Genomic DNA, 25,596 nt, shown 5'->3' on the forward strand with positions numbered 1-25,596 from the left:
GCCGAGAGAGTAGCCGAATTTCGGCGAGAGGTCAGACAAGTTTCCATTCGATTTGCAGGGAATTTGATCTGGCCGCTTTGCCGGTCCGGAATTCCGCGCGCACGGTACCTGACAGAATTACTCGGGTTTGATATACTTGACTCAAATATTCGGGAATTCAGGGCAACCGGCACCGTCGGTTCATTTGTTTCTGGAGCGAACTCCATGCGTCTTACCACCAAAGGTCGTTTTGCCGTGACGGCGATGATTGACCTGGCCTTGCGCCAGGGCAAGGGCCCCGTCACGCTGTCGGCCATCAGCGAGCGCCAGGAAATTTCCTTATCCTATCTGGAGCAGTTGTTCGGCAAGTTGCGCCGACACCAGATCGTCGAGTCCGTGAGGGGCCCCGGTGGTGGTTACAACCTGGCCCGCAAGGCTGCCGATGTCTCGGTGGCCGACATCATCATCGCGGTGGACGAACCGCTGGATGCGACCCAGTGCGGTGGCAAGGAAAACTGCCACAGCGCTGCGCACCCGGGTGGCGCGCGCTGCATGACGCATGACCTCTGGTCTACCCTGAACGAAAAGATGGTCGAGTATCTGGATTCGGTATCGCTCCAGGACCTGGTCGACCAGCAAAAAGAACCCAAGCCGGCGGACCTGCGCCCCGCCGATTCGCAGAGCGTGGTGGTGATGCACCGCCCGCAAGCCGCAGCCTGATTTGGAGCAAGGACCTATGAACGCACCCCTGGAAAAAAGCCTGCTGGAGACCATCAAGGCTCCGCACTTCCCGATCTACATGGACTACTCGGCGACCACCCCGGTCGATCCGCGTGTGGCCGACAAGATGATCCCCTACCTGCGCGAGCAGTTCGGTAATCCCGCTTCGCGCAGCCACATGTATGGCTGGACCGCCGAAAAGGCCGTGGAAGAAGCGCGTGAAGAAGTGGCCAAGCTGGTCAACGCCGACTCCCGCGAGATCATCTGGACCTCCGGCGCCACCGAGAGCAACAACCTGGCCATCAAGGGCGCGGCACAGTTCTACAAGTCCAAGGGCAAGCACATCATCACCGTCAAGACCGAGCACAAGGCGGTGCTGGATACCTTCCGCGAGCTGGAACGCGTGGGCTTCGAAGCCACCTACCTGCAGCCGCAGGACAACGGCCTGGTGACGGTCGAGCAGATCGCTGCGGCCGTGCGTCCGGATACCATCCTGGTCTCGGTCATGCTGGTCAACAACGAGATCGGCGTGATCCAGCCGGTGCCGGAAATCGGCGAGTTCTGCCGCTCCAAGGGCATCATCTTCCACAGCGATGCTGCGCAGGCCACCGGCAAGGTCAAGATCGACCTGGAAAACTGGAAGGTCGACCTGATGAGCTTCTCCGCCCACAAGAGCTACGGCCCCAAGGGCATCGGTGCGCTGTACGTGCGCCGCAAGCCGCGTGTGCGCATCGAAGCGCAGATGCATGGCGGCGGTCATGAGCGCGGCCTGCGTTCGGGCACCCTGGCCACGCACCAGATCGTCGGCATGGGTGAGGCCTTCCGCATCGCCCGTGAAGAAATGGACAGCGAACTGAGCCACATCCGCGCCATGCGCGATCGCCTGGCCAAGGGCCTGCAAGAGATCGAAGAGACCTACATCAACGGCGACATGGAACACCGGGTGCCGCACAACCTGAACGTGAGCTTCAACTACGTGGAAGGTGAATCGCTGATCATGGCCATCAAGGATATCGCCGTGTCCTCCGGTTCGGCCTGCACCTCGGCCAGTCTGGAGCCGTCCTACGTGTTGCGCGCACTGGGCCGCAGCGACGAACTGGCGCACAGCTCGATCCGCTTCACCATCGGTCGCTTCACCACCGAGGAAGATATCGATTTCACCATCGAGCTGATCAAGAGCAAGGTCGGCAAGCTGCGCGAACTGTCCCCGCTGTGGGACATGTACAAGGACGGCGTGGACCTGTCCACCATCCAGTGGGCGGCCCACTAATCACGGACTCTGCCAGCCATCGCCAGCAGCTACGGTAGAAAGTACGGTGCAGGGCGATGGTCGATACCATCATCTAGGGAGCAAGAACATGTCTTATTCGGAAAAAGTACTCGATCACTATGAAAATCCCCGCAACGTCGGCGCCTTTGAAAAGGGCGACGACACGGTCGGCACCGGTATGGTCGGCGCCCCGGCCTGCGGCGACGTGATGAAGCTGCAGATCAAGGTCGGCGCCGACGGCGTGATCCAGGATGCCAAGTTCAAGACCTACGGCTGCGGTTCGGCCATCGCCTCGTCTTCGCTGGTGACCGAGTGGGTCAAGGGCAAGACGCTGGACGAAGCGCTGTCCATCAAGAACACCCAGATCGCCGAAGAGCTGGCACTGCCGCCGGTGAAGATCCACTGCTCGATCCTGGCCGAAGACGCCATCAAGGCAGCGGTGCAGGACTACAAGGCCAAGCACGGCGCGGAGCAGAAGGCAGCCTGATCGGCTTTTTGCGACGGCAGGTATCCGCGGTTTTCGATTTCGTAAGGCAAGCATCATGGCAATCACGTTGACAGAGAAGGCAGCAAAACACATCAGCCGGTACATGGAACGTCGTGGCAAGGGCATCGGCCTGCGCCTGGGCGTGCGTACCACCGGCTGCTCCGGCCTGGCGTACAAGCTGGAGTACGTGGACGAGCAATCGGCCGAGGACACCGTCTTCGAGTCGCGCGGCGTGCGTGTCTTCGTCGATCCCAAGAGCCTGCCCTACATCGACGGAACCGAGCTGGACTTCGCCCGCGAAGGCCTGAACGAAGGTTTCAAGTTCCAGAACCCCAACGTCAAGGATGAGTGTGGCTGCGGCGAAAGCTTCCGTATCTGATCGCTGCTTCTGATCCTGAACCTGCTTCTGATCCAATCCGTCGCGTCGGTCCTGCCGCGAGGCGGACAGTGCTTAGCCGATACCGTGACAGCCTCGTGATCGCTCCCTGCGGAGCTGACCCGGTCACCGTTTGCCGTCCCTGATGTGCCAAGCCTGTTGCAGTCCGACAGGCTTTTTATTTTTCAGCCATGCAAAACCACTACGACCTGTTCCAGTTGCCGCAGCGCTTCGCCATCGACCAGAAGGCGCTGGAGCAGGCTTACCACCAGGTGCAGAGCCAGGCTCACCCGGACAAGTTCGCCCACGCCAGCGATGCCGAAAAGCGCGTGGCCATGCAGTGGGCCACTCGCGCCAACGAGGCCTACCAGACCCTGAAGAATCCACTCAAGCGTGCGCGTTACCTGTGTGAGCTGCACGGCGTGGACCTGCAGACCGAATCCAACACTGCCATGGCACCAGCCTTCCTGATGCAGCAGATGGAGTGGCGCGAAACCCTGGACGACGCCAAGTCCGGCAAGGACCTCGATGCGCTGGAACAACTCAACACCGCCCTGCTGAGCGAGAGGAAGGCCGAGATCGGCCGCATCGAAGCGCTGCTGGATGCGGGCGACTACGCCGGCGCCGGCCAGCTGGTGCGCCAGCTGATGTTCCTGGACAAGTTCGGCACCGAGATCGGCGACGCCTTCGCCCTGATCGAAGGCTGATCCCGGAGCCGCCATCATGCCCAACCTGCTGCTCTTCCTGCTGGCTGCGATGACGCTGACCCTGGCGCCCGGCCCGGACAACATCTACGTGCTCACGCGTGGCATCGCCCAGGGCCGCAAGGCCGGTCTGGTGGCCGCCGCCGGCTTCAGCTCGGGATTGATCTTTCATACCCTGCTGGCGGTGCTGGGTTTTGCCGCCGTGATCAAGGCCTATCCTCCCGCCTATCACGCCCTGCAATACGCGGGCGCGGCCTACCTGGGCTACCTCGGTTATCGCACCTTGCGCTCGGCCTCGGCCGGCATCGCGCTGGCCGGTGAAGGGCAGGGCGCAGTCGCCGTGCCGCTGCGCCGCATCTACTGGCAGAGCGTCCTGGCCAACATGCTCAATCCCAAGGTGACCCTGTTCTTCATCGCCTTCCTGCCGCAGTTCGTGCAACGCGAAGCCGGTCACGAAGCGCTGCAGATGCTGCTGCTGGCCCTGGTGTTCATTGCCCAGGCCTTCGCCATCTTCAGCACCATCGCATTGTTTTCCGGCACGGTCGGCGCCTATTTCCGCCGCCGCGCCAACGCCTCCGTCCATCTGAACCGCCTTGCAGGTTGTGCCTTCATCGGCCTCGGCATCCGGATGGCCTTACCTGAATAACGCATCACGACGAGTCACATCACCTATGGCTTTATTGCAGATTTCCGAACCGGGCATGTCCACCGCGCCGCACCAGCGTCGCCTGGCCATCGGCATCGACCTGGGCACCACCAATTCGCTGGTGGCCACCGTGCGCAACAGCATTCCCGAAGTGCTGGCCGACGACGACGGCCGCGTGCTGCTGCCCTCGGTGGTGCGCTACCTGCCCAATGGCCACGCCAACATCGGCTACAAGGCGCAGGCCGCGCAGACCACCGATCCGCGCAATACCATTATCTCGGTCAAGCGTTTCATGGGGCGTGGCTTGAAGGACATCGCCCACGCCGAAAACATGCCCTATGATTTCCAGGACCAGCCCGGCATGGTGCAGATCAAGACCGTGGCCGGCGTGAAGAGCCCGGTGGAAATCTCGGCCCAGATTCTCGCCACGCTGCGCCAGACCGCTGAAGACGCCCTGGGCGACGACCTGGTGGGCGCCGTCATCACCGTGCCGGCCTACTTCGACGATGCCCAGCGCCAGGCCACCAAGGATGCCGCGCAACTGGCCGGCATCAACGTGCTTCGCCTGCTGAACGAACCGACGGCGGCAGCCATCGCCTACGGCCTGGACAATTCCTCCGAAGGCATCTTCGCGGTCTATGACCTCGGTGGCGGCACTTTCGATATTTCCATCCTCAAGCTCACCCGTGGCGTCTTCGAAGTGCTGGCCACCGGTGGCGATTCGGCCCTGGGGGGCGACGACTTCGACCACCGCCTGTTCTGCTGGATCAGCCATGAAGCCCAGCTGCAGCCGCTGTCGGACGAAGACACGCGCCTCTTGATGGTCAAGGCACGCGAGGTCAAGGAACTGCTCTCCACCAAGGACGAAGTGCAGATCGATGCCGTGCTCCGCTCCGGCGAGGAAGTGCATCTCTCCATCACCGCCGCGCAATTCAACGAGATCACCCAGCACCTGGTGGCCAAGACCATGGCACCGGTGCGCAAAGCCCTGCGCGACGCCAGCCTGACCGTGGAAGACGTGGACGGCGTGGTGCTGGTCGGCGGCGCCACCCGCATGCCGCACATCCGCCGCGCCGTGGGCGAGTTCTTCAAGACCAATCCGCTGTCCAACATCGACCCCGACAAGGTGGTGGCGCTGGGCGCGGCCGTGCAGGCCAACCTGCTGGCCGGCAACCGCGCTCCTGGCGACGATTGGCTGCTGCTGGACGTGATCCCGCTGTCGCTGGGCATCGAGACCATGGGCGGCCTGGCCGAGAAGGTCATTCCGCGCAACTCCACCATTCCCTGCGCCCGTGCCCAGGAATTCACTACCTTCAAGGACGGCCAGACCGCCATGGCCATCCATGTGGTGCAGGGCGAGCGCGAACTGGTGGCCGACTGCCGTTCGCTGGCGCGTTTCGAACTGCGTGGCATTCCTCCCATGGCCGCCGGCGCGGCGCGCATCCGCGTGACCTACCAGGTCGATGCCGATGGTTTGCTGGCCGTGTCGGCCCGCGAGATGACCTCCGGCGTGGAAGCGTCCATCACCGTCAAGCCGTCCTATGGGCTGGCGGACGACGAGATCGCCCGCATGCTGCAAGAATCCTTCAGTTCTGCCGATGAAGACATGCAACTTCGCGCATTGCGGGAAGAGCAGGTCGAGGCCGAGCGCATCGTCCTGGCCACCCGCTCGGCGCTGCAGGCCGATGCGGCGTTGCTGTCCGAGCAAGAGCGCGCGGAGATTGAAGTGCAGATGGCAGCCGTCACCGCCGCTGCCCAGGGTGAGGATCACCTCGCCATCAAGGCCGCGATCGATGCGTTGGCGCACGGCACCGAGGAATTCGCCGCCCGCCGCATGGACCGCAGCGTCCACGCCGCGCTGGCTGGCAAGAAACTGGATGAAATCGCCTGAGCGATCTCCTGACCCGAACACTGTAGAAAAGACCCGAGAGCTATCATGCCCCAGATCGTTATCCTCCCCCATCCTATCCTTTGCCCCGAAGGCTCGGTGATCGATGCCCCGGCCGGCAAGACCCTGTGCGACGCGCTGCTGGACAGCGACATCGACATCGAGCACGCCTGCGAAAAGTCCTGCGCCTGTACCACTTGCCATGTGGTCATCCGTGAAGGTTTCAATTCCCTGGACGACCCCACCGACAAGGAAGAAGACCTGCTGGACATGGCTTGGGGCCTGGAGGCCACCTCCCGCCTGTCCTGCCAGGTGGTGCTGGGCGAAGAAGACCTGACCGTCGAAATCCCCAAGTACACCATCAACCACGCCTCCGAAAACCATTGAGCAGGCACGGCATCGGCCGTGCCGGGAGATCGACATGAAATGGACCGACACCCAGCAGATCGCCGAGGAACTCTACGACAAGTTCCCGGATACTGATCCCAAGACCATCCGCTTCACCGACCTGCATCGCTGGGTGATGGAGCTCGATGGATTCGAGGACGATCCCAACCGCTCGGGAGAGCGCATCCTCGAAGCGATCCAGGCGGCCTGGATTGCCGAGGCGGAGTGAGCCACTGTGCTGCTCCCATCACGAAAAGACGCATCGATATCGATGCGTTTTTTTTTCGTTCCACGATTAGCGCACTTCAGATGAACAGGTTCGGTACACCTCTGGCGCCACTGGCATATTGCGGAAAGACCTTGTCCAGCGCCTGATCCGGGATGCGCATATGCCGCTCCGCCAGCGCGCACAGCACCGCCCGATAATCCGTCGTGATGGCCAGGTCGCGCCCTTCGTTCAAGGCCGCCTGGTTCAAGCCCGGCCATTGTCCGTAGATCTTGCCGCCGCGCAGGTTGCCACCCATCAGCCACATCGCATTGCCGTGACCGTGATCGGTGCCACCGTTGCCGTTCTCGCGGAAGGTGCGGCCGAATTCTGACATCACCACAATCACCGTGTCATTGAACGCCGGTCCCAGTTCTCGCGCCAACGTCGCCAAGCCGCCGGCCAGTGGCGAAAGCCGGCCGGCCAGCTGGCCCGTGCCATTGCCCTGGTTGATGTGGGTATCCCAGCCGCCTACGGCCAGGAAGGCCAGGCGGATGCGCGGATCGTGGCGCATCAGGCGACCCAGGCGCGCGGTGTCCAGCGACAGGCCGTTGGGGAGCGGGGCGCCATTGTTGGCCATCTGCTGTTCCTGGCTGTTGATCTCGGCCATCAGTTCGCGACGGGCAGCGATGCCCTCGTGATAGGCCTTGGCGATGGCATCCTCGCCCTCGTACAAGCTGCCGTAGGCCTGCATCATCCGTGGCTGGTCGATCAGGCCGGGACGGGTGGCGGCGCGGCCGCTCTGCAGGTTGGCCACCGGGTTGCGACCGCTCAGGATGCGCGGCGTGACGTCGCCCACATTCAGTGCCTGAAGGGGCGACTCCGACGGCGGTAGATAAGCCATGGCGCGATTGAGCCAGCCGTCGCGGACGTTGTGCTGGCCCGGCGTGCCGGTCTCCATGGTGTCCTGCGCCTCGAAGTGCGAGCGCGAACCGTCGGGCGAGCCAGAGGCATGGACGAAGGCCAGCTGCCCGCTCTCCCAGTACGGCATCAGCGGTTGCAGGGCAGGGTGCAGCCCGAAGTAGCCGGTCAGGTCGATTACCCCATTGGCCTGGCCGGGACGCGCTACGGCGATGCCGGGGCGGGCGTGGTAATACTCCGGGTCGCCGTGCGGCACCACCACGTTGAGGCCATCCACCGCGCCGCGCAGGAACACCACGATCATGCGCGGCGCGCCATCGCCGCTGGCGTGCGCCCGAGGCGCAGGCGAGCCATAGGCCAACCGCGCCGGGGTGGCGCGGCTGATGCTCTGGTCGCCGGTGGGCGCCACGGCACAACCGGACAAGCCGATCGGCACCAGGATGGCGCCGCCGGTGGCAGCGCCCAGGGAGCGGATGAAATCGCGACGGTTCATGGAAGTCCTCGGCGGTGGATCAGCGTTTCATGAAATCGGGACTGCCCAGGATCAGGCCGGCCTGCATGTTGCCGGGGGCACTGGTGATCCGGGTGGCGGTCTGTGGCGACAGCGCCGGTCCCAGCGTGCGCAGCAGTTGTTGCGGATCGACCGGGCGCGCCTCGGCGTTCGAAGGAACGGGGTCCCCTTCGGCGCGGGCGATCGGCGACTTGCCGTTGACCAGGTTGCCGGCGAAGTTGATCCGGCGCAGCAGGGCGTCCGGGTTGAGCCAGGCAGCCTCGGAATATTTGTAGCCTTCAGGCGTGAGCCAGCCATACAGGGGCATGCCGAACTGGCCCAGCGCGCCATTGACCGGTTTGCTGTTGCGTACCGGGATGTCACCCGCGCGCAGGGCGGAGATGACGAACTGGTAGGGGGTCTTGAACTGCGTCTGGTAATTGCTGCGCGCCCAGAACTGCGGGCTGTCGAACAAGCTCTTGAGCACAGCGCGGATGTCGCCACGGGTGGCCAGGAAGGTCTGAGCGAGCTTTTGCACCAACGCCGGATCGGGCTGGTCGGAGACGAAATACTGCACCAGCTGGGTGGAGATGAAGCGTGCCGTCGACGGGTGGCTGGCCAGGATATCCAGCGCCGCCTCACCCTCCTGGTAACCGCTGGCCGCCAATGGCTTGCCGAGGAAGACCTTGGGTGCCTCATCATGACGCTGGGCGGCGAAGGTAAAGGGCGCCGCGCCGGCCTTCATGGCATTGACGTCGATGGTCCAGCCCGAAAGGATGCGTGCCAGCGTGATGACGTCCGCCTGCTGGTAGCCGCCATCCACGCCCAGGGTGTGCAGTTCCATCAGTTCGCGTGCGTAGTTCTCGTTGAGCCCCTTGAAGCGGCCCCGCGCACCGGGCGTGCCGGCACCGCTGGAAAGCCAGTTGTCAAGGTAGTACAGCATCGCCGGGTGATGCGCCACGGCGCCCAGCAGGTCGCGGAAGTGGCCCAGGGCATAGGGACGGATCGCATTCTTTTCATAGTCGCCGACCCAGTAGCGCACCCATTCCTTGCCTTCGAAGATGTTGAAGTGATTGGCCCAGAACTCGGTCATCACTTCTTCCAGCTGACGTGGGCTTTCGGTGGCCTGTAGCAGGCGTGCCATGTGGAACTGCGGGGTCAGATCGCGCGGGGCTCGCTGGCGAGCGGCCTGCTGTTCCTCCTTGCTGGCCTTTGGATCGAAGGAAGGCGGACCATAATCGACGAACACTTGCGCAGCTGTCATCTGCAGCCCGGGCAGGGCCGCCAGCCGCGCCTGCAGGTCGGCCGGCAGGGGAATGCGCTCGGGATGCAGTTGCTGGTCGATATAGCGCTTCACGCCCATCTGCTCCACCTCTTCCAGCGCGCCGGGGCGTGGGCCGTAGGCCAGGCGATTGAGTACGTGCAGGGCGCGCTCGGACTGCGACAATGGGACCTCGGCGGCCGACGTGGCGGCATCTGCCAGGCTGCAGGTCAGCAAGGCCAACAACAAGAATGGCGTCTGGCGTAGCGGGCGCATGGATGAGCCTCGTGGTCTCGAAATTTGTTGAGAAATCTTGAGTGAGTATGCGCAAAGCCTCAGTTGACGGCTGTAAAAAAGTGTAATGCGGGGCGAGGCTGACGATAGGCATAGAGACTGGCTCCAGAGACTAGACCATCGACCTGACACGTCGCTGAAGGCACACCTCTTGTGGGACTTGTCGGGATACTTGTCGTTCCAACACGCTTCTTGTGATTGTTGATCAGTCTCTTGCCGTGCGAGAGACCACATTCTCGAAAAACGAGGAAGTTTTGCGAGCTCGCGACATTTTTCAGACGATTCTTATGCGCCTCGCGCCTGGGCTACACCACAATAGCGCCTTCGAAAACCGGAGTCGGATTTAGCTTGCCGGCGCGAGGCCACCGCATCACAATGGCGCGCCGCTGACGGGCTGAATTCACGAGCCGCAGCGCGAGCGCAGATGCCTCGGGGCACACCAGCGGGCTATGAGCGAGCAATGACAGAGAGCAAAGGGCAAGGATGACATGGACACTGGCATCGGCGATGCGCATCGCCTTGCTTGACGACCACGCCGTGGTTCGATACGGGCTGGCCAAGCGACTGGCCGAGGAGCCGGACTTCGATGTCGTCGGTGCCTTCGCCACCAGCAAGGAATTGATGACCGCGCTGCGTGCTTCGCCGGCGGACCTGCTGCTGATCGATTATTCGCTGGGCAGCAATGACATCGATGGCCTGAACCTGATCCGGGCGTTGCGCGTGCGTTTCCCCCGCAGCAAGATCCTGGTCACCTCGGCGCATCACAATGCGGCCACCGTGGCCATGGCCATGAAGGCCGGTGCGCGGGGCTTCGTGGGCAAGTCGCAGGAGCTGGGCGAATTGATCCAGGCCATCCGCACCATCGGGCTGGGGCGTGAGTACCACAATGCAGCCCTGACCCGTGAACTGGCTGCCATGCAGGTGGCCGAACCGGTACCCGGCGGCAGGTCGGAAGCGCGTCCGGCGCGCCGTGCGCGCACCGCACCGCCTTCCTCGGATTCGCTGTCGGACATGCCCAATCTGTCGCCACGCGAGCGCGAAGTCTTGCGCTGCTGCCTGGATGGCTTGTCGGTGACTGATATCGCTGACAAGTTTGCCCGCAGCGTCAAGACCATCAGCGGGCAGAAGCAATCGGCCTTCCGCAAGCTGGGCGTGCGCAGCGACAACGAACTGTTCAAGATCGAATACCAGATCAAGGACCTCTAAAGCGCACCACATAGGGAGTTGCAATGATGAAGGACAGTGGGCCGCGGGTGCTGCTCGTTGATGACTCGGCGACCATCCGGTATGCGATGCAAAGCCGCCTGCAACTGCTCGGTTGCGAGGTCGACAGCGTCGCCGACGGCGCCGCTGCGCTGGCGGCGATCCAGGCCCGGTCCTATGGGCTGGTGCTGCTGGATTGCTTCCTGCCGGATATCCTGGGACAGGATGTGGCGCGCCAGGTCCGCCAGCTGGAGCTGGCGCAGCCTGAGCGACTCTACACCCCGCTGATCGGCATCTCGGCCGAAGCTGATCCCGCACACGTACAGCGCTGCCTGGACAGCGGCATGGACGGCATGCTCGACAAGCCGTTGCAGACGCTGGCCATCCGCCGCCTGCTGGCGCTGTGGTGCGATCACGAACTGGGGGAGGACAGCGAGGCCGCCAGTCCCGAGGAAGAACACGACCAGGACCTGGACCGGCTGTTCCTGACGACCTCCCTGCACGATCTGCAAGCCTTGCAGGAGGCGCGGGAGGAAGGCGACGCCGCCCGCATGAGCCGGCTTACCCACCGCATGCGGGGCGCGGCGCTGACCATGGGCCGGGCCGAGATCGTGGCCTTGCTGGAATGCGTGGACGAAGCTCTGCTCGGTGGCCCCGGCGCCGCCGACGCGATCAGCCTGCTGCTGCAGTCATTGGGCAATGCGCTGCAGGCGCGCAGCCTGCAGTCCTGATTGGCGGTTCCGGTACGGCTTCAGGCGCCCACCCAGGGCAGCCCGCCGAAGCACCAGCCTTCCACTGTCTTGCGATGACCGGCAGCGTCCTTGTTGCCTTCGAAGCCTTCCAGGATGTCGAAACAACGGGTATAGCCATGTTCCGTGGCGAGCTTGGCCGCATGCTTGGAGCGCACGCCGGAGCGGCACAGGAACAGCAGCACGTCATCGGGCAGGGTGACTTCCTTCAATTGCGTCAGGAATTCCGAATTGGGCTTGCCCTCGGGATAGAGATTCCATTGCACGGCCAGGTGCTGGGCGGCCGGAATCTGCACGGTCCCGATCCAGTCGCGCTCGGCGCGGGTGCGGACATCCACCAGCTTCACCGACGGATCGGCCTGGATCAGGGCCAGTGCTTCCTGCGGGGTGATCGCGCCTGCATAGGGTAACTGGCCATCGGCACCACGTTGCTGGGCTTTGGAGAGAAGGTCTTGGGGGCTCATGGAAATCGATCTCGGGAAGAAATGGTCGTGAAAGTCGCGGAACGGGTCAACACGGGGTAGAGGCCGTCGACATGGTCAGCCGCGCGACACCTGGAAACACTTGATTTTAAACAATATAAACATTTCGGCAATTTCCAAGTCGGTGCATCGGACAGCGGGCGGCTGCGGCTGCCCAGTACGGCGAATGCACCAATAATGTGCAAATTGATCGGTGTGACCTGATAATGATGTTATTTGGTGCAAAATGATGAAAGCGCACCGAAATAAGGCGTCATTCGCCGATTCCTGCACCGCGGGGAACGGCCGTCTGGCCGCGTCCTCCCTAAAATATTCCATTATCGGGCTACCCGAAAGGTCGATGGCATGGAATCTGCTATCATCCGCGACTGAGTTCGGCGCAAGACCGTTGTATCAAATGCAAAGATCCAGTCGCAGAAAACGGCTCACACCCCAATTTATACTACTTCCTCGTTTTAGGAGATTCGCATGGCAAGGACGGCCGCAGAGGTTTTGAAGATGGTGAAGGACAACGAAGTCAAGTTTGTCGACTTCCGTTTCGCTGACACCCGTGGCAAGGAACAGCACGTTTCCGTGCCTGTTTCGCATTTCGACATCGACAAGTTCGAATCCGGTCACGCCTTCGACGGTTCGTCGATCGCCGGCTGGAAGGGTATCGAAGCCTCCGACATGCTGCTGATCCCGGACCCGAACACCGCCAACATCGACCCGTTCATGGAAGAGACCACCCTCTTCATGCAATGTGACGTGATCGAGCCGTCCGACGGCAAGGGCTACGACCGCGATCCGCGCTCCATCGCCAAGCGCGCTGAAGCCTACCTGAAGTCCTCCGGCCTGGGCGACACCGCCTACTTCGGTCCGGAACCCGAATTCTTCATCTTCGACGGCGTGCGTTGGGGTGCCGACATGTCCGGTTCCTTCGTCAAGATCGACTCCGAAGAAGCTTCCTGGAGCACCGGCGCCAAGATCGAAGGCGGCAACTCCGGCCACCGTCCGACCGTCAAGGGCGGCTACTTCCCGGTTCCCCCGGTCGACAGCTTCCAGGACATGCGTTCGGAAATGTCCCTGATCCTGGAATCCCTGGGCATCCCCGTCGAAGTGCACCACCACGAAGTGGCCGGCGCTGGCCAGAACGAACTGGGCACCAAGTTCTCGACCCTGGTCGAGCGCGCTGACTGGACCCAGACCCTGAAGTACGTGATCTGGAACGTCGCCCACACCTACGGCAAGACCGCTACCTTCATGCCCAAGCCCCTGGTCGGCGACAACGGCTCCGGCATGCACGTGCACCAATCCGTCTGGAAGGATGGCAAGAACCTGTTCGCAGGCGACGGCTACGCCGGCCTGTCGGAATTCGCGCTGTACTACATCGGCGGCATCATCAAGCACGCCAAGGCACTCAACGCGATCACCAACCCCGGCACCAACTCCTACAAGCGTCTGGTCCCCGGCTTCGAAGCCCCGGTCAAGCTGGCCTACTCGGCCCGTAACCGTTCGGCCTCGATCCGTATCCCCCACGTCGCCAACCCGAAGGGCCGTCGTATCGAAACCCGCTTCCCGGATCCCCTGGCCAACCCGTACCTGTGCTTCTCGGCTCTGCTGATGGCCGGTCTGGATGGCGTGCAGAACAAGATCCACCCGGGCGAAGCTGCGACCAAGGACCTGTACCACCTGCCGCCGGAAGAAGACAAGCTGATCCCGACCGTCTGCGCCTCGCTGGACGAAGCCCTGGATCACCTGAACAAGGACCGCGAGTTCCTGACCCGTGGTGGCGTGTTCACCGACAGCATGATCGATGCCTACATCGAGCTGAAGATGCAGGAAGTCCAACGCTTCCGCATGACCACGCACCCGATCGAATTCGATATGTACTACTCGCTGTAATCGAATCCGCATCCGGAGAAAAAGGGGAAGCTTGCTTCCCCTTTTTTTATGCGCAGCGGCGCGGCCCATGGACGGGAAGTGCGCCCGGAAATTGCTAGTCAGGATTGCTCGACGACTAATCAATGACTCCGCAATGACTGCGCAAGTCCGTGCAATTCCAAGCAAGACGACATGACCCCAGGCATCACGAATCCTCCCATGAAGACACCTCTTCCTTCCCTCGATGGTCTTGACCTGCTGGCCTCGGCCGTCATCATCCTGGACGCCGCCGGCGGTATCGTCTACGCCAATGCCGCCGCCGAGAACCTGCTGGAGAGCTCCTTCAAGGTGCTCTCGCAGCAGAAGCTCTCGGAGCTCTTCCTCAATGGCAAGGAGCTGACAGCGCTGTTCTACCAGGCCATCGAACACCAGTTCGCCGACAAGCGCCTGGACCTGGTACTGGAACGCGCCAACCGCGAACCGCTGCAGGTGCATACCATCGTCACGCCGCTGGACAGCACCGACATGCCGGTCCTGCTGGAGCTGCGCGAAAACGTGCAGCAACTCAAGCTGGACCGTGAAGAGCGGATGTTCGACCAGAGCCAGGCCAACAAGGAGCTGATCCGCAACCTGGCCCACGAGATCAAGAATCCGCTGGGCGGTATCCGTGGCGCGGCCCAATTGCTGGAGCTGGAACTGCCCGAGCGCCACCTCAAGGAATTGCGCGAATACACCCAGGTCATCATCAAGGAAGCCGACCGCCTGCAGACCCTGGTCGATCGCCTGTTGGCGCCGCACCGCCATCCGCACATCGTGGGCGACGTCAACATCCACGAAGTGTGCGAGCGCGTGCGCAGCCTGGTGATGGCCGAGTTCCCGCAGGGCCTGACCATCAAGCGCGACTATGACCTCTCCATCCCCGACTTTCGGGGCGACAAGGAGCAGTTGATCCAGGCGGTACTGAACATCGTCCACAACGCGGCCCAGGCCCTGGCCGACCGCATCCGTGCGGGTGACGCCGAGCTGATCCTGCGCACCCGTGTTTCCCGCCAGGTGACGCTATCCAAGGTCAGATACCGGCTGGCACTAGACTTGCATATCATCGATAACGGTCCGGGTATTCCGCCAGACATCCAGGAAAGAATCTTCTATCCCCTGGTGTCGGGTCGGGAAGGTGGTAGCGGACTGGGGCTGACCCTGGCGCAGACCTTCGTGCATCAGCATATGGGCGTGATCGAATGCGACAGCCGGCCGGGTTGTACCGATTTCAGAATACTTATACCGCTGCCGTGAGCCCATGGCCGCAGGCGGCGCGCCAAAGCCGGAATGACGGAAGGCATCCCGTCATCATGGGGGCTGTGGCACGGCGCCAGAAGCGGCGTGGCCACGGGAGCATTAACAGCATGACCAACGCAGGAAAAAGCTATTTATGAAACCGATCTGGATTGTTGACGACGACGAATCGATACGCTGGGTGCTGGAAAAGGCACTGGCCCGAGAAAATCTCGCCACGCAGAGTTTTTCCAGCGCACGCGATGCCATGGCGGCCCTGCAGAACGGCACGCCGCAAGTGCTGGTTTCCGACATCCGCATGCCAGGCGCCTCCGGGCTGGAACTGCTGCAGACCGTCAAGGCCAAGCATCCCGGGATTCCGGTGATCATCATCACCGCCTTCTCGGATCTGGACTCGGCGGTCTCGGCCTTCCAGGGCGGCGCCTTCGAATACCTGGCCAAGCCCTTCGACGTCGACAAGGCGGTCGAATTGATTCGCCGCGCACTCGATGAAAGCCTGCGCGAAACCGATATCGAGCAAGGCGCTGCCCAGACCCCCGAAATCCTCGGCCAGGCGCCGGCCATGCAGGACGTGTTCCGCGCCATCGGTCGCCTGTCGCAGTCGAACGTGACGGTGCTCATCACCGGCGAGTCCGGCTCCGGCAAGGAGCTGGTGGCACGTGCCCTGCACAAGCACAGCCCGCGCGCCAGCCAGCCCTTCGTGGCATTGAACACGGCGGCCATCCCGAAGGACCTGCTGGAATCCGAACTGTTCGGCCATGAACGCGGCGCCTTCACCGGTGCGCAAGCCATGCGCCGTGGCCGCTTCGAGCAGGCCGAGGGCGGCACTCTGTTCCTCGACGAAATCGGCGACATGCCGCTGGACCTGCAGACGCGTCTGTTGCGTGTGCTCTCCGACGGCCACTTCTATCGTGTCGGCGGCCACCAATCGCTCAAGGCCAATGTGCGCGTGATCGCCGCCACCCACCAGAACCTGGAGCACCGGGTGCGCGAGGGCCTGTTCCGCGAGGACTTGTACCACCGCCTCAACGTCATCCGCCTGCGCCTGCCCAGCCTGCGCGAGCGCAGCGAAGACATTCCCATCCTGGCGCGCTACTTCCTCACCCAGAGTGCCCGCCAGTTGGGCGTGGAAGCCAAGCGCCTGTCACCGCAGGCGATGCAGTTCCTGACGCAACTGGAATTCGCCGGCAACGTGCGCCAGCTGGAAAACCTGTGCAACTGGATCACCGTGATGGCGCCGGGCCAGACCGTGGAAATCAAGGACCTGCCACAGGACCTGGTGGAAGAACGCGTGCATGCACCGCAGCCGGCGCAGACCGTGTCGGCACCGGCCTCGTCTGCCGGTGCGGCCGCACCGCTGGCCCAGCCCGAGCTGTCGGCAGGCGCGGTACCGGTGGAAGCCGCCGCCGGCAACTGGATCTCGCTACTGGAAACCGAAGCCGCGCAGATGCTGGCCTCGGAGCAGCCGGAGGTGATGGACATCCTCGGTCGCCAGTTCGAAGCCGCGCTGATCAAGATCGCCCTCAAGCACACCCACGGTCGCAAGAACGACGCCGCCGTGCGCCTGGGCATCGGCCGCAACACCATCACCCGCAAGATCCAGGAGCTGGGCATCGGCGGCGCCGAGGACGATTGATCGTCGATACGTGAGGTCAAGCAGGGAGGCTTGCCCGCGTGCCGCCGCGTGGGCAGGACAGACAAGGGGAAGGGGCGGCGGCAAACAAAAAAGGAAATGGCCTGGATCTCGCGATCCAGGCCATTTTTATTTTCTCCCGTCGCAGTGACGGGGAAATGATTTATATCATTTACGCGATCGCCGCTTAGCGCAGCTTCAGCACATAACGCGCCGCCACCGAAGCGATCAGGCTCAGCACTGCGCCGAAGATGACGAAGTAGCTCACCGAGAGCTTGTTGCCGGTGAAGTCGATCAGCCAGGTAATGATCAGGCCGGCGAAACCACCGAAGATGGTCACGGCGATGTTATACGCCAGCGACATGCCGGTGCCACGCGTGGCCACCGGGAAGATGTCGGCCAGCAGGGCCGGCATGGCCGCGAAGTACATGGTCATGAGCACGCCGATCACGGTCTGCAGCAACAGCAGTTGCAGGAAGCCCGGCGAGTTGGTCAGGAACACGAACATCGGATAGGTCAGCACGATGTACAGGGCGCTGCTGACGATCATGAAGGGGGTGCGACCGATCTTGTCGGAGGCCGCGCCCACCAGGGGCGAACCGATGAACATGATCAGGCCGGCCACCGACATCGCGGCGAACGACGACCAGGCCGGCAGGCCCAGCTGCTTGACCGCGTAGGTCGGGATGTACAGCGACAGGTAGACCGAGACGGTGGCCATGATGACGCTGCCCGAGCCGATCAGCAGGCGCAGCTTCTGGCTGGTGAAGGTGTCGCGCAGGGGGGCATTGGTCTTTTCGCTGGATTCCTTGAATTCCGGTGCTTCATCCAGGTGACGACGGATGTAGATGCCGGCCGGTGCGATCAGCAGGCCGAAGAAGAACGGCACGCGCCAGCCCCAGGAGGCCAGTTGTTCAGGCGTGAGCATGTTGTTGAGCACGGCACCGAAGATGGCCGCCAGCAACAGGCTGATGCCCTGGCTGGCCACCTGCCAGCTGGAGAAGTAACCACGGCGATGCGGTGCGTGTTCCACCAGGAAGGCGGTGGAGCTGCCGAACTCGCCACCGGCCGAGAAACCCTGGATCATCTTGCCCAGCGCAATGCCGGCCGGTGCCAGCAGGCCGATGCTGGCGTAGCTGGGCATGAAGGCGATCATGGCCGTGCCGACGGTCATGAGCATGATCGACAGCATCAGTGCGGCCTTGCGGCCAGCGCGGTCGGAATAGGCGCCCAGCACCACCGCGCCCAGCGGACGCATGAAGAAGGACACGCCGAAGGTGGCGAAGGTCAGCAGCAGCGAAACGCTGTCGTCGCCGGTGGGGAAGAACTGCTTGGCGATGACCACGGCGAAGGCGCCGTAGATCAGGATGTCGAACCATTCGAGCGCATTGCCGATGGAAGACGAGATGATCGCGCGCCGCGCCTGCGGATGCGTGGTGGCGGCGCCAGGCGCCGTGGTGTTGCTGGTCATGGAGACTCCCTGATGGATAGCTGTGGATGGAGGAGCAGCGCGTCGGTCTCGCCCGGGCGGGGCGGACGACTGCCTGGCTGGTTGAATGATGGTTATGGGCTCCCTGTCACGCTCACGGGGCAAATGCGGTCGGCCGTGGGCGTTACAGCGGGCGAGGATAGGCGCCGCAGTGCGGGGCTGTCAAGGCGCGCTGCGGTGGATTATCAGGACGCAGGAAGCCTGTCGCATCGGGTAAATGATTGACGCCAGATGGCTCATTGCTGAGCTTCGTCGACCTCATCCGATAACTGCTTCAAGCGGCGCCACAGGGTGGTCCGGCTCATCCCCAGATGGCGTGCGGCGGCAGCGCGATTGCCGCGATAGCGGCGCAGCACGGCCTGGATCTGCGCATCGTCAGGCGCGGCCGTGATGACATCTGCCTCCTGCGCGGTCGCGCTTGCCATGCTGGCGTGCTGCCCCAGTTCCGGTGCGACCCGCAGGATCAAAGCCGGGGTCAGCGCCTGCAGCGGTTCGGCCGCCAGGAACAGGGCCAGCCGTTCCATCAGGTTGCGCAGTTCGCGCACATTGCCCGGCCAGGCGTAGGCGCACAGCAGCGGCGAGCAACGCAGGATTTCCGCACCCAGGTTGGCATGCGGGCGGGCATCCAGCGCCGCCAGCGCATGCTTGAGATGCCATTCGGCCAGTGCCGGCACATCCTCGCTGCGTGCGCGCAGCGGCGGCAGGGGCAGGCGCAGCACGCTGAGCCGGTAATACAGGTCGGCCCGGAAACGTCCTTCGCGCACCTTGGCCTCCAGGTCGCAATGGGTGGCGCTGATGATGCGCACCTGCACCGGGATCGGCCGCGTGCCGCCGACGCGTACCACCTCGCGCTCTTCCAGCACGCGCAGCAGGCGGGTCTGCAGAGGCAGCGGCATCTCGCCGATCTCATCCAGCAGCAGCGTGCCGCGATGGGCCGCCTCGAACACGCCGGCGCGTCCGCCCCGACGCGAACCGGTAAACGCACCTTCTTCATAGCCGAACAGTTCGGACTCCAGCAGCGACTCGGCCAGTGCGCCGCAATTGATGGCCACGAAGGGATGGCTTGCCTGGGTCTTGCCCTGCATCAGCGGATGGGCGCGATGGATGGCCTGCGCCGCCAGCTCCTTGCCGGTGCCGGTCTCGCCCTGGATCAGCACGCTGGCCGGTGAACGGGCAAACAGTGTGATCGATTGCCGTACCGTTTCCATGGCGGCCGAGTCGCCCCGCAGGTCTTTGAGGTGATGGCGCGCGCGCAGGCTGTCGGCCACCGGCAGGAGCGGGCCACGGCTGCTCTCAAGCTGCGTCAGGCGCGCCAGTTCCAGTGCATCCTCGAAGGCCTGGCGCACCGTGGCCGAGGAGTACAGGAAGATGCCGTGCATGCCCGCCTCTTCGGCCAGGTCGGTGATGAGGCCGGCCCCCACCACGGCCTCGATGCCACCGGCCTTCAGTTCATTGACCACGGCCCGCGCATCTTCTTCGGTGGCATAGGTGCGCTGGGCGATGTCCAGTCCGAACATCTGCTGGAACTCGGCCAGTGCCGGCATCTCTTCCTGATAGCTGACCAGGCCGATGCGGGTGGTGATCTGGCGCGCCCGCGCCAGCGCCTGCATCACGTCGAAGCCGCTGGCGCGCGCCACCACCACCGGCACCGGCAGCCGGCTCTTGAGGTAGGCGCCGTTGGAGCCGGCCGAGATGACCACGTCGCAGCGCTGCGTGGCCAGGCGCTCGCGGATCTCGCGCACGGCCTCGTCGAACCCCAGGTGGATGGGCTCGATGTCGGCCAGGGCGTCGAACTCCAGCGTGATGTCACGGAACAGCTCCGACAGGCGCGACACCGAAGCGGTCCAGATCACAGGTTTGTCGGCGTGGCGGTCGGTGGGGGCAGGGCGTTTCATGGGCGTGGCGCTGGGTGGCTGAGGGTGATTGACGACGACTCAGGGTGGCTGGAAAGGCCTGAAGCCAGCCAGGAAGAAACGTTCACCATGTTTCAGTGAAACGTTAGTGTAACACTGATGAAACAGGGGGGCATGCCTCTGGACTGCCCGTCCGGCCTGCCTGCTGGCGTGGCAGGAATGCCATGTTCGTTCGCAAGTCATTGATCTGGAAGGAAGTTTCATATAAGCCCAAAAGAGGCCTGCCAGGTTTCGCAGGATGTTGCAGTGCGATGGCACGGCCGTTGCAATAAGGCCCTCCATAGTCCGCTACCTCCAGCAACCCTTACAGAAGGTGTCCATCATGGCTCTCCACTCCGCAGGCGCAGCGTTCCGCCAGGCCGTCCAGGAAGAATCCCCCTTGCAAGTGATCGGCGCGATCAACGCCAATCACGCCCTGCTGGCCAAGCGTGCCGGCTTCCGCGCGATCTACCTGTCCGGTGGTGGGGTCGCGGCTGGTTCCCTGGGCTTGCCTGACCTCGGCATTTCCAATCTGGACGACGTGCTCACCGACGTGCGCCGCATCACCGACGTGTGCGACCTGCCGCTGCTGGTGGATGTCGATACCGGCTTCGGCGCCTCGGCCTTCAACGTGGCCCGCACCGTGAAGTCGATGATCAAGTTCGGCGCCGCCGCCATGCACATCGAAGACCAGGTCGGCGCCAAGCGCTGCGGTCACCGCCCGGGCAAGGAAATCGTCAGCAAGCAGGAAATGGTGGACCGCATCAAGGCCGCCGTGGATGCCCGTACCGATGAGAACTTCGTGATCATGGCGCGTACCGATGCGCTGGCCGTGGAAGGGCTGGAGGCCGCCATCGAGCGTGCCGTGGCCTGCGTCGAAGCCGGCGCCGACATGATCTTCCCGGAAGCCATCACCGACCTGGGCATGTACAAGCAGTTCGCCAATGCGGTGAAGGTGCCGATCCTGGCCAACATCACCGAGTTCGGCTCGACTCCACTGTTCACCGTGGACGAACTGAAGGGCGCCGACGTCGGCCTGGTGCTCTATCCGTTGTCGGCCTTCCGCGCCATGAACAAGGCGGCCGAGAACGTCTATCAGGCGATCCGCCGTGACGGTACCCAGAAGAACGTGGTCGATACCATGCAGACCCGCATGGAACTGTACGACCGCATCGACTACCACAGCTACGAGCAGCGCCTGGATGCGCTGTTTGCCCAGCAGAAGAACAAGTAATTCCTTCCGATAATTCAGTTTTCACCGAACACGCTACGAGGAGAACACGATGAGCGAACAACAAGCCGCAGGTTTCAAGCCCAAGAAGTCCGTTGCCCTCTCCGGCGTCACCGCCGGCAACACCGCCCTGTGTACCGTCGGCAAGACCGGCAATGACCTGCACTATCGCGGCTACGACATCCTGGACGTGGCCGACAGCTGCGAGTTCGAAGAGATCGCCCACCTGCTGGTGCATGGCAAGCTGCCCACCAGCGCCGAACTGCGCGCCTACAAGGCCAAGCTCAAGGCCCTGCGCGGCCTGCCGGCCAACGTCAAGGCGGCGCTGGAGTGGCTGCCCGCGGCCTCGCACCCGATGGACGTGATGCGCACCGGCGTCTCGGCGCTGGGTTGCGTGCTGCCGGAGAAGGATGACCACAACACCCCCGGCGCCCGTGACATCGCCGACCGCCTGATGGCCTCGCTCGGTTCCATGCTGCTGTACTGGTACCACTATAGCCACAACGGCAACCGCATCGAAGTGGAAACCGATGATGATTCCATCGGCGCCCACTTCCTGCACCTGCTGCACGGCGAGAAGCCCTCCGAGTCCTGGGAAAAGGCTATGCACACCTCGCTGATCCTGTATGCGGAGCACGAGTTCAACGCCTCCACCTTCACCGGTCGCGTCATCGCCGGCACCGGCTCGGACATGCACTCGGCCATCACCGGCGCCATCGGCGCGCTGCGCGGCCCCAAGCACGGTGGCGCCAACGAGGTGGCCTTCGAGATCCAGAAGCGCTACGACAACCCGGACGAAGCCGAAGCCGACATCCGCCGTCGTGTCGAAAACAAGGAAGTGGTGATCGGTTTCGGTCACCCGGTCTACACCATCTCCGACCCGCGCAACAAGGTCATCAAGGAAGTGGCGCGCAAGCTCTCCAAGGAAGCCGGCTCGACCAAGATGTTCGACATCGCCGAACGCCTGGAAACGGTCATGTGGGACATCAAGAAGATGTTCCCCAACCTGGACTGGTTCTCGGCCGTGTCGTACCACATGATGGGCGTGCCCACCGCGATGTTCACGCCGCTGTTCGTCATTGCCCGCACCTCGGGCTGGGCGGCGCACATCATCGAGCAGCGCATCGACAACAAGATCATCCGCCCGTCGGCCAACTATGTCGGCCCGGAAGATCTGAAGTTCGTGCCCATCGCCAAGCGCAAGTAAGGGGAGCGGGCAGCAGGGTAGGGGAAGGGAGCAAGGGGAGCAGTAGCGCCGCAGTGCAATAGTGCAGCAGTGCAGCAGTGCAGCAGTGCAGCAGTGCAGCGATGGAAGCGACGGCCCGCGTGAGCGGCCGTCGCCTTCCGGATTTGTAACAAGCGTTACATGTGGTCGAGTCCGGTGTAATTACTTGCTAAGATGCGGTCGGGCCGTTTTCGGCCCGTCCTCATCCCCGACTCTCCATGGATCATCCGATGATTGCTGCCATCGCTTCCCGTCGTCTTTTCAAGCAGGTCTGCCTGTGCGCGGCCGCCAGTGCCGTGCTGGCCGCCTGTTCTTCCAACACCCCGGTACCGGTCAGCGACACCAAGCCGGTCTTGCCGCAGTTGCTGCAGGCGCCAGCGGCCACCCAGCCCAGCTGGGCGACCCAGCTCAAGACCGGCGCCTTCAGCTGCGAGATGGGCAACAAGGTCGACATCCGCATGGATGGCCGGGTGACCGATGGCGTCACGCTGGTGTGGAAGGGCAACAGCTACATGATGAACCCGGTCAGCACCTCGACCGGTGCAGTGCGACTGGAGAACAAGGGCGAAGGCCTGGTGTGGATCCAGATTCCGTCGAAGTCCATGCTGCTCAATTCCAAGATCGGGCAGCAGCTCGCCAACGATTGCCGCACGCGCTGATTGCATCCTCTGTGCAGCGTGCCGTGGCGATGAGCTGACCGCGGCGCGTTTCTCCCACCTCCTTCGTTTCCTCTTCTTCTGGCATGTCGCCGGTCTCGTACCGGTGATATCGCATCCGCTTTTTTCGTCGCCGCGCTTGATCTGCATCAGCCGCAAAGCGGCGCCGGCTGGGCGAATTCAGCCACCCGTAAGCTTCAGGTGCAAGACTGGATCAAACGTCGCATGAAGGCCGGACAGGGGGTGCTGCAGGACGGCACCCGGTATCAAGCCAGCGACGATCGACCCGCAGACCACGCATGTCCAGGGCGAAAACAGTTTTCCAATACGAAAGACATGAGGAGACGTCATGCAATACGAGGATTTCTATCGCCGCTCCATCGAGCATCCCGACACTTACTGGGCCGAGGAAGCGCAGCGCATCCACTGGGATGAACCCTTCACCCGCACCCTCGATTATTCGCGTGCGCCCTTTGCGCGCTGGTTCATCGGCGGCAAGACCAATCTCTGCTACAACGCGGTCGATCGTCACCTGGCCGAACGCGCCTCGCAGGCAGCGCTGATCGCCATCTCCACCGAGACCAACAGCGAGCGCGTCTACGACTTCGCCGAACTGCATCGCGAAGTCCAGGCCATGGCCGCCACCATGCTGGCCCTGGGCGTGCAGCGCGGCGACCGGGTGCTGATCTACATGCCCATGATCGCCGAGGCGGTGTTCGCCATGCTGGCCTGCGCCCGCATCGGGGCGGTGCATTCGGTGGTGTTCGGCGGCTTTGCGTCCAACAGCCTGGCTTCGCGTATTGACGACGCGCAGCCGCGCCTGATCGTCTCGGCCGATGCCGGCTCGCGAGGTGGCAAGGTGATTCCCTACAAGGGCCTGCTGGACGATGCTATCCAGTTGGCCCAGCACAAGCCGCAGCGTGTGCTGCTGGTCGATCGCGGCCTGGCGCCGATGGCGCGCACGCCGGAACGCGACGTCGACTACGCCGTCCTGCGCGCACAGCACCTGGACCGGCCGGTGCCGGTGACCTGGCTGGAGTCCAATGAAACCAGCTACGTGCTCTACACCTCCGGCACCACGGGCAAGCCCAAGGGCGTGCAGCGTGACGTGGGCGGCTATGCGGTGGCGCTGGCGTCGTCCATGCAGCACATCTTCTGCGGCAAGCCGGGTGAGACCTATTTCTGCACCTCCGACATCGGCTGGGTGGTGGGTCACTCCTACATCGTCTATGGCCCGCTGATCGCCGGCATGGCCACCGTGCTCTACGAAGGCCTGCCGATCCGGCCTGACGCCGGCATCTGGTGGAGCATCGTCGAGAAGTACCAGGTGACCCGCATGTTCTCCGCACCGACGGCCATCCGCGTGCTCAAGAAACAGCCGGCCGAATGCATGGAGCGCTACGACACCTCTTCGCTCAAGGCGCTCTACCTGGCCGGTGAACCGCTGGACGAGACCACCTCCAACTGGATCTCGGCGGCGCTGAAGGTGCCGGTGATCGATAACTACTGGCAGACCGAATCGGGCTGGCCCATCATCTCGATTGCCAAGGGCATCAGCGACAAGCCCACCCGCCTTGGCAGTCCCGGCGTGCCCATGCCGGGCTACCGCCTGGCCATCCTCGACGAAGCCAGCGGCGAGCCCTGCGCGGCCGGCCAGAAGGGCGTGGTCGCCATCGAAGGCCCGCTGCCGCCGGGCTGCATGCAGACCGTGTACGGCGACGATGCGCGCTTCGTCAACACCTACTGGCGCAGCCTGCCGCGGGAGGTCTACTCCACCTTCGACTGGGGCATCCAGGACCAGGATGGCTACTACTTCATCCTCGGTCGCACCGACGACGTCATCAACGTCGCCGGCCACCGCCTGGGGACCCGCGAGATCGAGGAGAGCATCTCCAGCCATCCCAACGTCTCCGAAGTGGCCGTGGTCGGCGTGGAAGACAAGTTGAAGGGGCAGGTGGCGATTGCCTTCGCCATCGCCAAACAGGCTGACGCGATTGCCACCCCGGAGCAGAGGAAGGCGCTGGAAGCCGAGATCATGGGTGTGGTCGACAAGCAGATCGGCGCAGTCGGCCGCCCGGCACGGGTGTTCTTCGTCACCGGCCTGCCCAAGACGCGCTCAGGCAAGCTGCTGCGGCGAGCCATCCAGTCGATCTGCGAAGGTCGTGATCCGGGCGACCTGCCCACCATCGAGGACCCGGCAGCGCTGGAGCAGGTGAGACTGGCGCTGCGCGACTGATCCCTGCCAGCAAGCG

At 63.5% G+C, this 25,596-nt stretch carries 23 protein-coding genes; 18 read left to right on the plus strand and 5 right to left on the minus strand.

The genetic code is table 11. The features are described from left to right. Positions 1 to 204 precede the first annotated feature (204 nt). The 9 genes from iscR (at position 205) to iscX (ending at position 6,686) form a co-directional block, all read left to right on the plus strand. Complete coding sequence (gene iscR / locus I5R65_RS13610; RefSeq protein ID WP_180668187.1) at positions 205 to 699, plus strand: Fe-S cluster assembly transcriptional regulator IscR; 495 nt, start codon at positions 205 to 207, stop codon at positions 697 to 699. Positions 700 to 715: 16 nt separating this feature from the next. Beyond that, positions 716 to 1,969, plus strand: coding sequence for an IscS subfamily cysteine desulfurase (locus tag I5R65_RS13615; protein WP_180668188.1), 1,254 nt, complete (start codon positions 716 to 718; stop codon positions 1,967 to 1,969). A gap of 88 nt (positions 1,970 to 2,057) precedes the next feature. Beyond that, entirely contained in the window at positions 2,058 to 2,456 is a 399-nt protein-coding gene (gene iscU, locus I5R65_RS13620; RefSeq protein ID WP_006712827.1) for a Fe-S cluster assembly scaffold IscU, read from the plus strand. 55 nt (positions 2,457 to 2,511) lie between these two features. Then, a complete protein-coding gene (iscA, locus tag I5R65_RS13625; RefSeq protein ID WP_180668189.1) occupies positions 2,512 to 2,835 on the plus strand; it encodes an iron-sulfur cluster assembly protein IscA in 324 nt (107 codons plus the stop codon). A gap of 188 nt (positions 2,836 to 3,023) precedes the next feature. Next, positions 3,024 to 3,539 carry a Fe-S protein assembly co-chaperone HscB gene (gene hscB, locus I5R65_RS13630; protein ID WP_180668190.1) on the plus strand — a complete coding sequence of 172 codons (516 nt, stop codon included), beginning with the start codon at positions 3,024 to 3,026 and terminating at the stop codon, positions 3,537 to 3,539. A 16-nt stretch (positions 3,540 to 3,555) separates the two neighbouring features. Next, on the plus strand, positions 3,556 to 4,182 hold the full coding sequence (locus I5R65_RS13635; RefSeq protein ID WP_180668191.1) for a LysE family translocator: 627 nt from the start codon (positions 3,556 to 3,558) through the stop codon (positions 4,180 to 4,182). Between the two features lie 25 nt (positions 4,183 to 4,207). Next, the gene (gene hscA, locus I5R65_RS13640; protein WP_180668192.1) at positions 4,208 to 6,073 is read left to right on the plus strand and encodes a Fe-S protein assembly chaperone HscA; all 1,866 of its coding nucleotides are present in this window, start codon (positions 4,208 to 4,210) and stop codon (positions 6,071 to 6,073) included. Positions 6,074 to 6,118: 45 nt separating this feature from the next. Further along, entirely contained in the window at positions 6,119 to 6,457 is a 339-nt protein-coding gene (gene fdx / locus I5R65_RS13645) for an ISC system 2Fe-2S type ferredoxin (RefSeq protein WP_180668193.1), read from the plus strand. A gap of 34 nt (positions 6,458 to 6,491) precedes the next feature. Continuing rightward, positions 6,492 to 6,686, plus strand: coding sequence for a Fe-S cluster assembly protein IscX (iscX, locus tag I5R65_RS13650; protein WP_077236448.1), 195 nt, complete (start codon positions 6,492 to 6,494; stop codon positions 6,684 to 6,686). 76 nt (positions 6,687 to 6,762) lie between these two features. Here iscX and I5R65_RS13655 read toward each other — a convergent pair whose 3' ends face one another. Both I5R65_RS13655 and I5R65_RS13660 read right to left on the minus strand, forming a co-directional pair. Further along, the gene (locus I5R65_RS13655; RefSeq protein WP_180668194.1) at positions 6,763 to 8,076 is read right to left on the minus strand and encodes a DUF1501 domain-containing protein; all 1,314 of its coding nucleotides are present in this window, start codon (positions 8,074 to 8,076) and stop codon (positions 6,763 to 6,765) included. A 19-nt stretch (positions 8,077 to 8,095) separates the two neighbouring features. Then, positions 8,096 to 9,610, minus strand: a complete 1,515-nt coding sequence (locus I5R65_RS13660) for a DUF1800 domain-containing protein (RefSeq protein WP_180668195.1) — start codon at positions 9,608 to 9,610, stop codon at positions 8,096 to 8,098. A gap of 501 nt (positions 9,611 to 10,111) precedes the next feature. Here I5R65_RS13660 and I5R65_RS13665 point away from each other — a divergent pair. Beyond that, positions 10,112 to 10,834, plus strand: a complete 723-nt coding sequence (locus tag I5R65_RS13665; protein WP_180668196.1) for a response regulator transcription factor — start codon at positions 10,112 to 10,114, stop codon at positions 10,832 to 10,834. 23 nt (positions 10,835 to 10,857) lie between these two features. Then, a complete protein-coding gene (locus tag I5R65_RS13670; protein ID WP_231395175.1) occupies positions 10,858 to 11,562 on the plus strand; it encodes a response regulator in 705 nt (234 codons plus the stop codon). A 20-nt stretch (positions 11,563 to 11,582) separates the two neighbouring features. Here I5R65_RS13670 and I5R65_RS13675 read toward each other — a convergent pair whose 3' ends face one another. Next, positions 11,583 to 12,044: a rhodanese-like domain-containing protein gene (locus I5R65_RS13675; RefSeq protein ID WP_180668197.1), complete on the minus strand. Its 462-nt coding sequence runs from the start codon at positions 12,042 to 12,044 to the stop codon at positions 11,583 to 11,585. A 486-nt stretch (positions 12,045 to 12,530) separates the two neighbouring features. On the opposite strand from I5R65_RS13675, the gene glnA reads away from it, so the two are divergent. From glnA to ntrC, 3 genes are all read left to right on the plus strand, one after another. Beyond that, positions 12,531 to 13,946: a type I glutamate--ammonia ligase gene (gene glnA / locus I5R65_RS13680; protein ID WP_180668198.1), complete on the plus strand. Its 1,416-nt coding sequence runs from the start codon at positions 12,531 to 12,533 to the stop codon at positions 13,944 to 13,946. Between the two features lie 198 nt (positions 13,947 to 14,144). Then, on the plus strand, positions 14,145 to 15,218 hold the full coding sequence (gene glnL, locus I5R65_RS13685; RefSeq protein WP_180668199.1) for a nitrogen regulation protein NR(II): 1,074 nt from the start codon (positions 14,145 to 14,147) through the stop codon (positions 15,216 to 15,218). Positions 15,219 to 15,354: 136 nt separating this feature from the next. Beyond that, positions 15,355 to 16,854: a nitrogen regulation protein NR(I) gene (gene ntrC, locus I5R65_RS13690; protein WP_180668200.1), complete on the plus strand. Its 1,500-nt coding sequence runs from the start codon at positions 15,355 to 15,357 to the stop codon at positions 16,852 to 16,854. Positions 16,855 to 17,038: 184 nt separating this feature from the next. Here ntrC and I5R65_RS13695 read toward each other — a convergent pair whose 3' ends face one another. Both I5R65_RS13695 and prpR read right to left on the minus strand, forming a co-directional pair. After that, the gene (locus I5R65_RS13695; RefSeq protein ID WP_180668201.1) at positions 17,039 to 18,322 is read right to left on the minus strand and encodes an MFS transporter; all 1,284 of its coding nucleotides are present in this window, start codon (positions 18,320 to 18,322) and stop codon (positions 17,039 to 17,041) included. Between the two features lie 254 nt (positions 18,323 to 18,576). Then, complete coding sequence (prpR, locus tag I5R65_RS13700; RefSeq protein ID WP_180668202.1) at positions 18,577 to 20,235, minus strand: propionate catabolism operon regulatory protein PrpR; 1,659 nt, start codon at positions 20,233 to 20,235, stop codon at positions 18,577 to 18,579. A gap of 340 nt (positions 20,236 to 20,575) precedes the next feature. On the opposite strand from prpR, the gene prpB reads away from it, so the two are divergent. From prpB to I5R65_RS13720, 4 genes are all read left to right on the plus strand, one after another. Further along, the gene (prpB, locus tag I5R65_RS13705) at positions 20,576 to 21,466 is read left to right on the plus strand and encodes a methylisocitrate lyase (RefSeq protein WP_180668203.1); all 891 of its coding nucleotides are present in this window, start codon (positions 20,576 to 20,578) and stop codon (positions 21,464 to 21,466) included. Positions 21,467 to 21,515: 49 nt separating this feature from the next. After that, on the plus strand, positions 21,516 to 22,670 hold the full coding sequence (prpC, locus tag I5R65_RS13710; RefSeq protein ID WP_180668204.1) for a 2-methylcitrate synthase: 1,155 nt from the start codon (positions 21,516 to 21,518) through the stop codon (positions 22,668 to 22,670). Positions 22,671 to 22,918: 248 nt separating this feature from the next. Next, positions 22,919 to 23,347, plus strand: coding sequence for a hypothetical protein (locus I5R65_RS13715; RefSeq protein ID WP_180668205.1), 429 nt, complete (start codon positions 22,919 to 22,921; stop codon positions 23,345 to 23,347). Positions 23,348 to 23,693: 346 nt separating this feature from the next. After that, complete coding sequence (locus I5R65_RS13720) at positions 23,694 to 25,580, plus strand: propionate--CoA ligase (RefSeq protein ID WP_180668206.1); 1,887 nt, start codon at positions 23,694 to 23,696, stop codon at positions 25,578 to 25,580. Positions 25,581 to 25,596 lie beyond the last annotated feature (16 nt).

The organism is Herbaspirillum sp. AP02 (assembly GCF_015767275.1).
Taxonomy (GTDB): Bacteria; Pseudomonadota; Gammaproteobacteria; order Burkholderiales; family Burkholderiaceae_D; genus Herbaspirillum.

Coding starts and splice junctions, on each gene's coding strand:
- hscB (WP_180668190.1), top strand. CDS start 3,024: ATGCAAAACCACTACGACCTGTTCCAGTTGCCGCAGCGCTTCGCCATC.
- I5R65_RS13635 (WP_180668191.1), top strand. CDS start 3,556: ATGCCCAACCTGCTGCTCTTCCTGCTGGCTGCGATGACGCTGACCCTG.
- prpR (WP_180668202.1), bottom strand. CDS start 20,235: ATGAAACGCCCTGCCCCCACCGACCGCCACGCCGACAAACCTGTGATC.
- I5R65_RS13665 (WP_180668196.1), top strand. CDS start 10,112: ATGACATGGACACTGGCATCGGCGATGCGCATCGCCTTGCTTGACGAC.
- ntrC (WP_180668200.1), top strand. CDS start 15,355: ATGAAACCGATCTGGATTGTTGACGACGACGAATCGATACGCTGGGTG.
- I5R65_RS13695 (WP_180668201.1), bottom strand. CDS start 18,322: ATGACCAGCAACACCACGGCGCCTGGCGCCGCCACCACGCATCCGCAG.
- iscU (WP_006712827.1), top strand. CDS start 2,058: ATGTCTTATTCGGAAAAAGTACTCGATCACTATGAAAATCCCCGCAAC.
- glnL (WP_180668199.1), top strand. CDS start 14,145: ATGAAGACACCTCTTCCTTCCCTCGATGGTCTTGACCTGCTGGCCTCG.
- glnA (WP_180668198.1), top strand. CDS start 12,531: ATGGCAAGGACGGCCGCAGAGGTTTTGAAGATGGTGAAGGACAACGAA.
- I5R65_RS13675 (WP_180668197.1), bottom strand. CDS start 12,044: ATGAGCCCCCAAGACCTTCTCTCCAAAGCCCAGCAACGTGGTGCCGAT.
- fdx (WP_180668193.1), top strand. CDS start 6,119: ATGCCCCAGATCGTTATCCTCCCCCATCCTATCCTTTGCCCCGAAGGC.
- iscA (WP_180668189.1), top strand. CDS start 2,512: ATGGCAATCACGTTGACAGAGAAGGCAGCAAAACACATCAGCCGGTAC.
- I5R65_RS13715 (WP_180668205.1), top strand. CDS start 22,919: ATGATTGCTGCCATCGCTTCCCGTCGTCTTTTCAAGCAGGTCTGCCTG.
- iscR (WP_180668187.1), top strand. CDS start 205: ATGCGTCTTACCACCAAAGGTCGTTTTGCCGTGACGGCGATGATTGAC.
- I5R65_RS13660 (WP_180668195.1), bottom strand. CDS start 9,610: ATGCGCCCGCTACGCCAGACGCCATTCTTGTTGTTGGCCTTGCTGACC.
- I5R65_RS13670 (WP_231395175.1), top strand. CDS start 10,858: ATGATGAAGGACAGTGGGCCGCGGGTGCTGCTCGTTGATGACTCGGCG.
- hscA (WP_180668192.1), top strand. CDS start 4,208: ATGGCTTTATTGCAGATTTCCGAACCGGGCATGTCCACCGCGCCGCAC.
- I5R65_RS13655 (WP_180668194.1), bottom strand. CDS start 8,076: ATGAACCGTCGCGATTTCATCCGCTCCCTGGGCGCTGCCACCGGCGGC.
- prpB (WP_180668203.1), top strand. CDS start 20,576: ATGGCTCTCCACTCCGCAGGCGCAGCGTTCCGCCAGGCCGTCCAGGAA.
- iscX (WP_077236448.1), top strand. CDS start 6,492: ATGAAATGGACCGACACCCAGCAGATCGCCGAGGAACTCTACGACAAG.
- I5R65_RS13720 (WP_180668206.1), top strand. CDS start 23,694: ATGCAATACGAGGATTTCTATCGCCGCTCCATCGAGCATCCCGACACT.
- prpC (WP_180668204.1), top strand. CDS start 21,516: ATGAGCGAACAACAAGCCGCAGGTTTCAAGCCCAAGAAGTCCGTTGCC.
- I5R65_RS13615 (WP_180668188.1), top strand. CDS start 716: ATGAACGCACCCCTGGAAAAAAGCCTGCTGGAGACCATCAAGGCTCCG.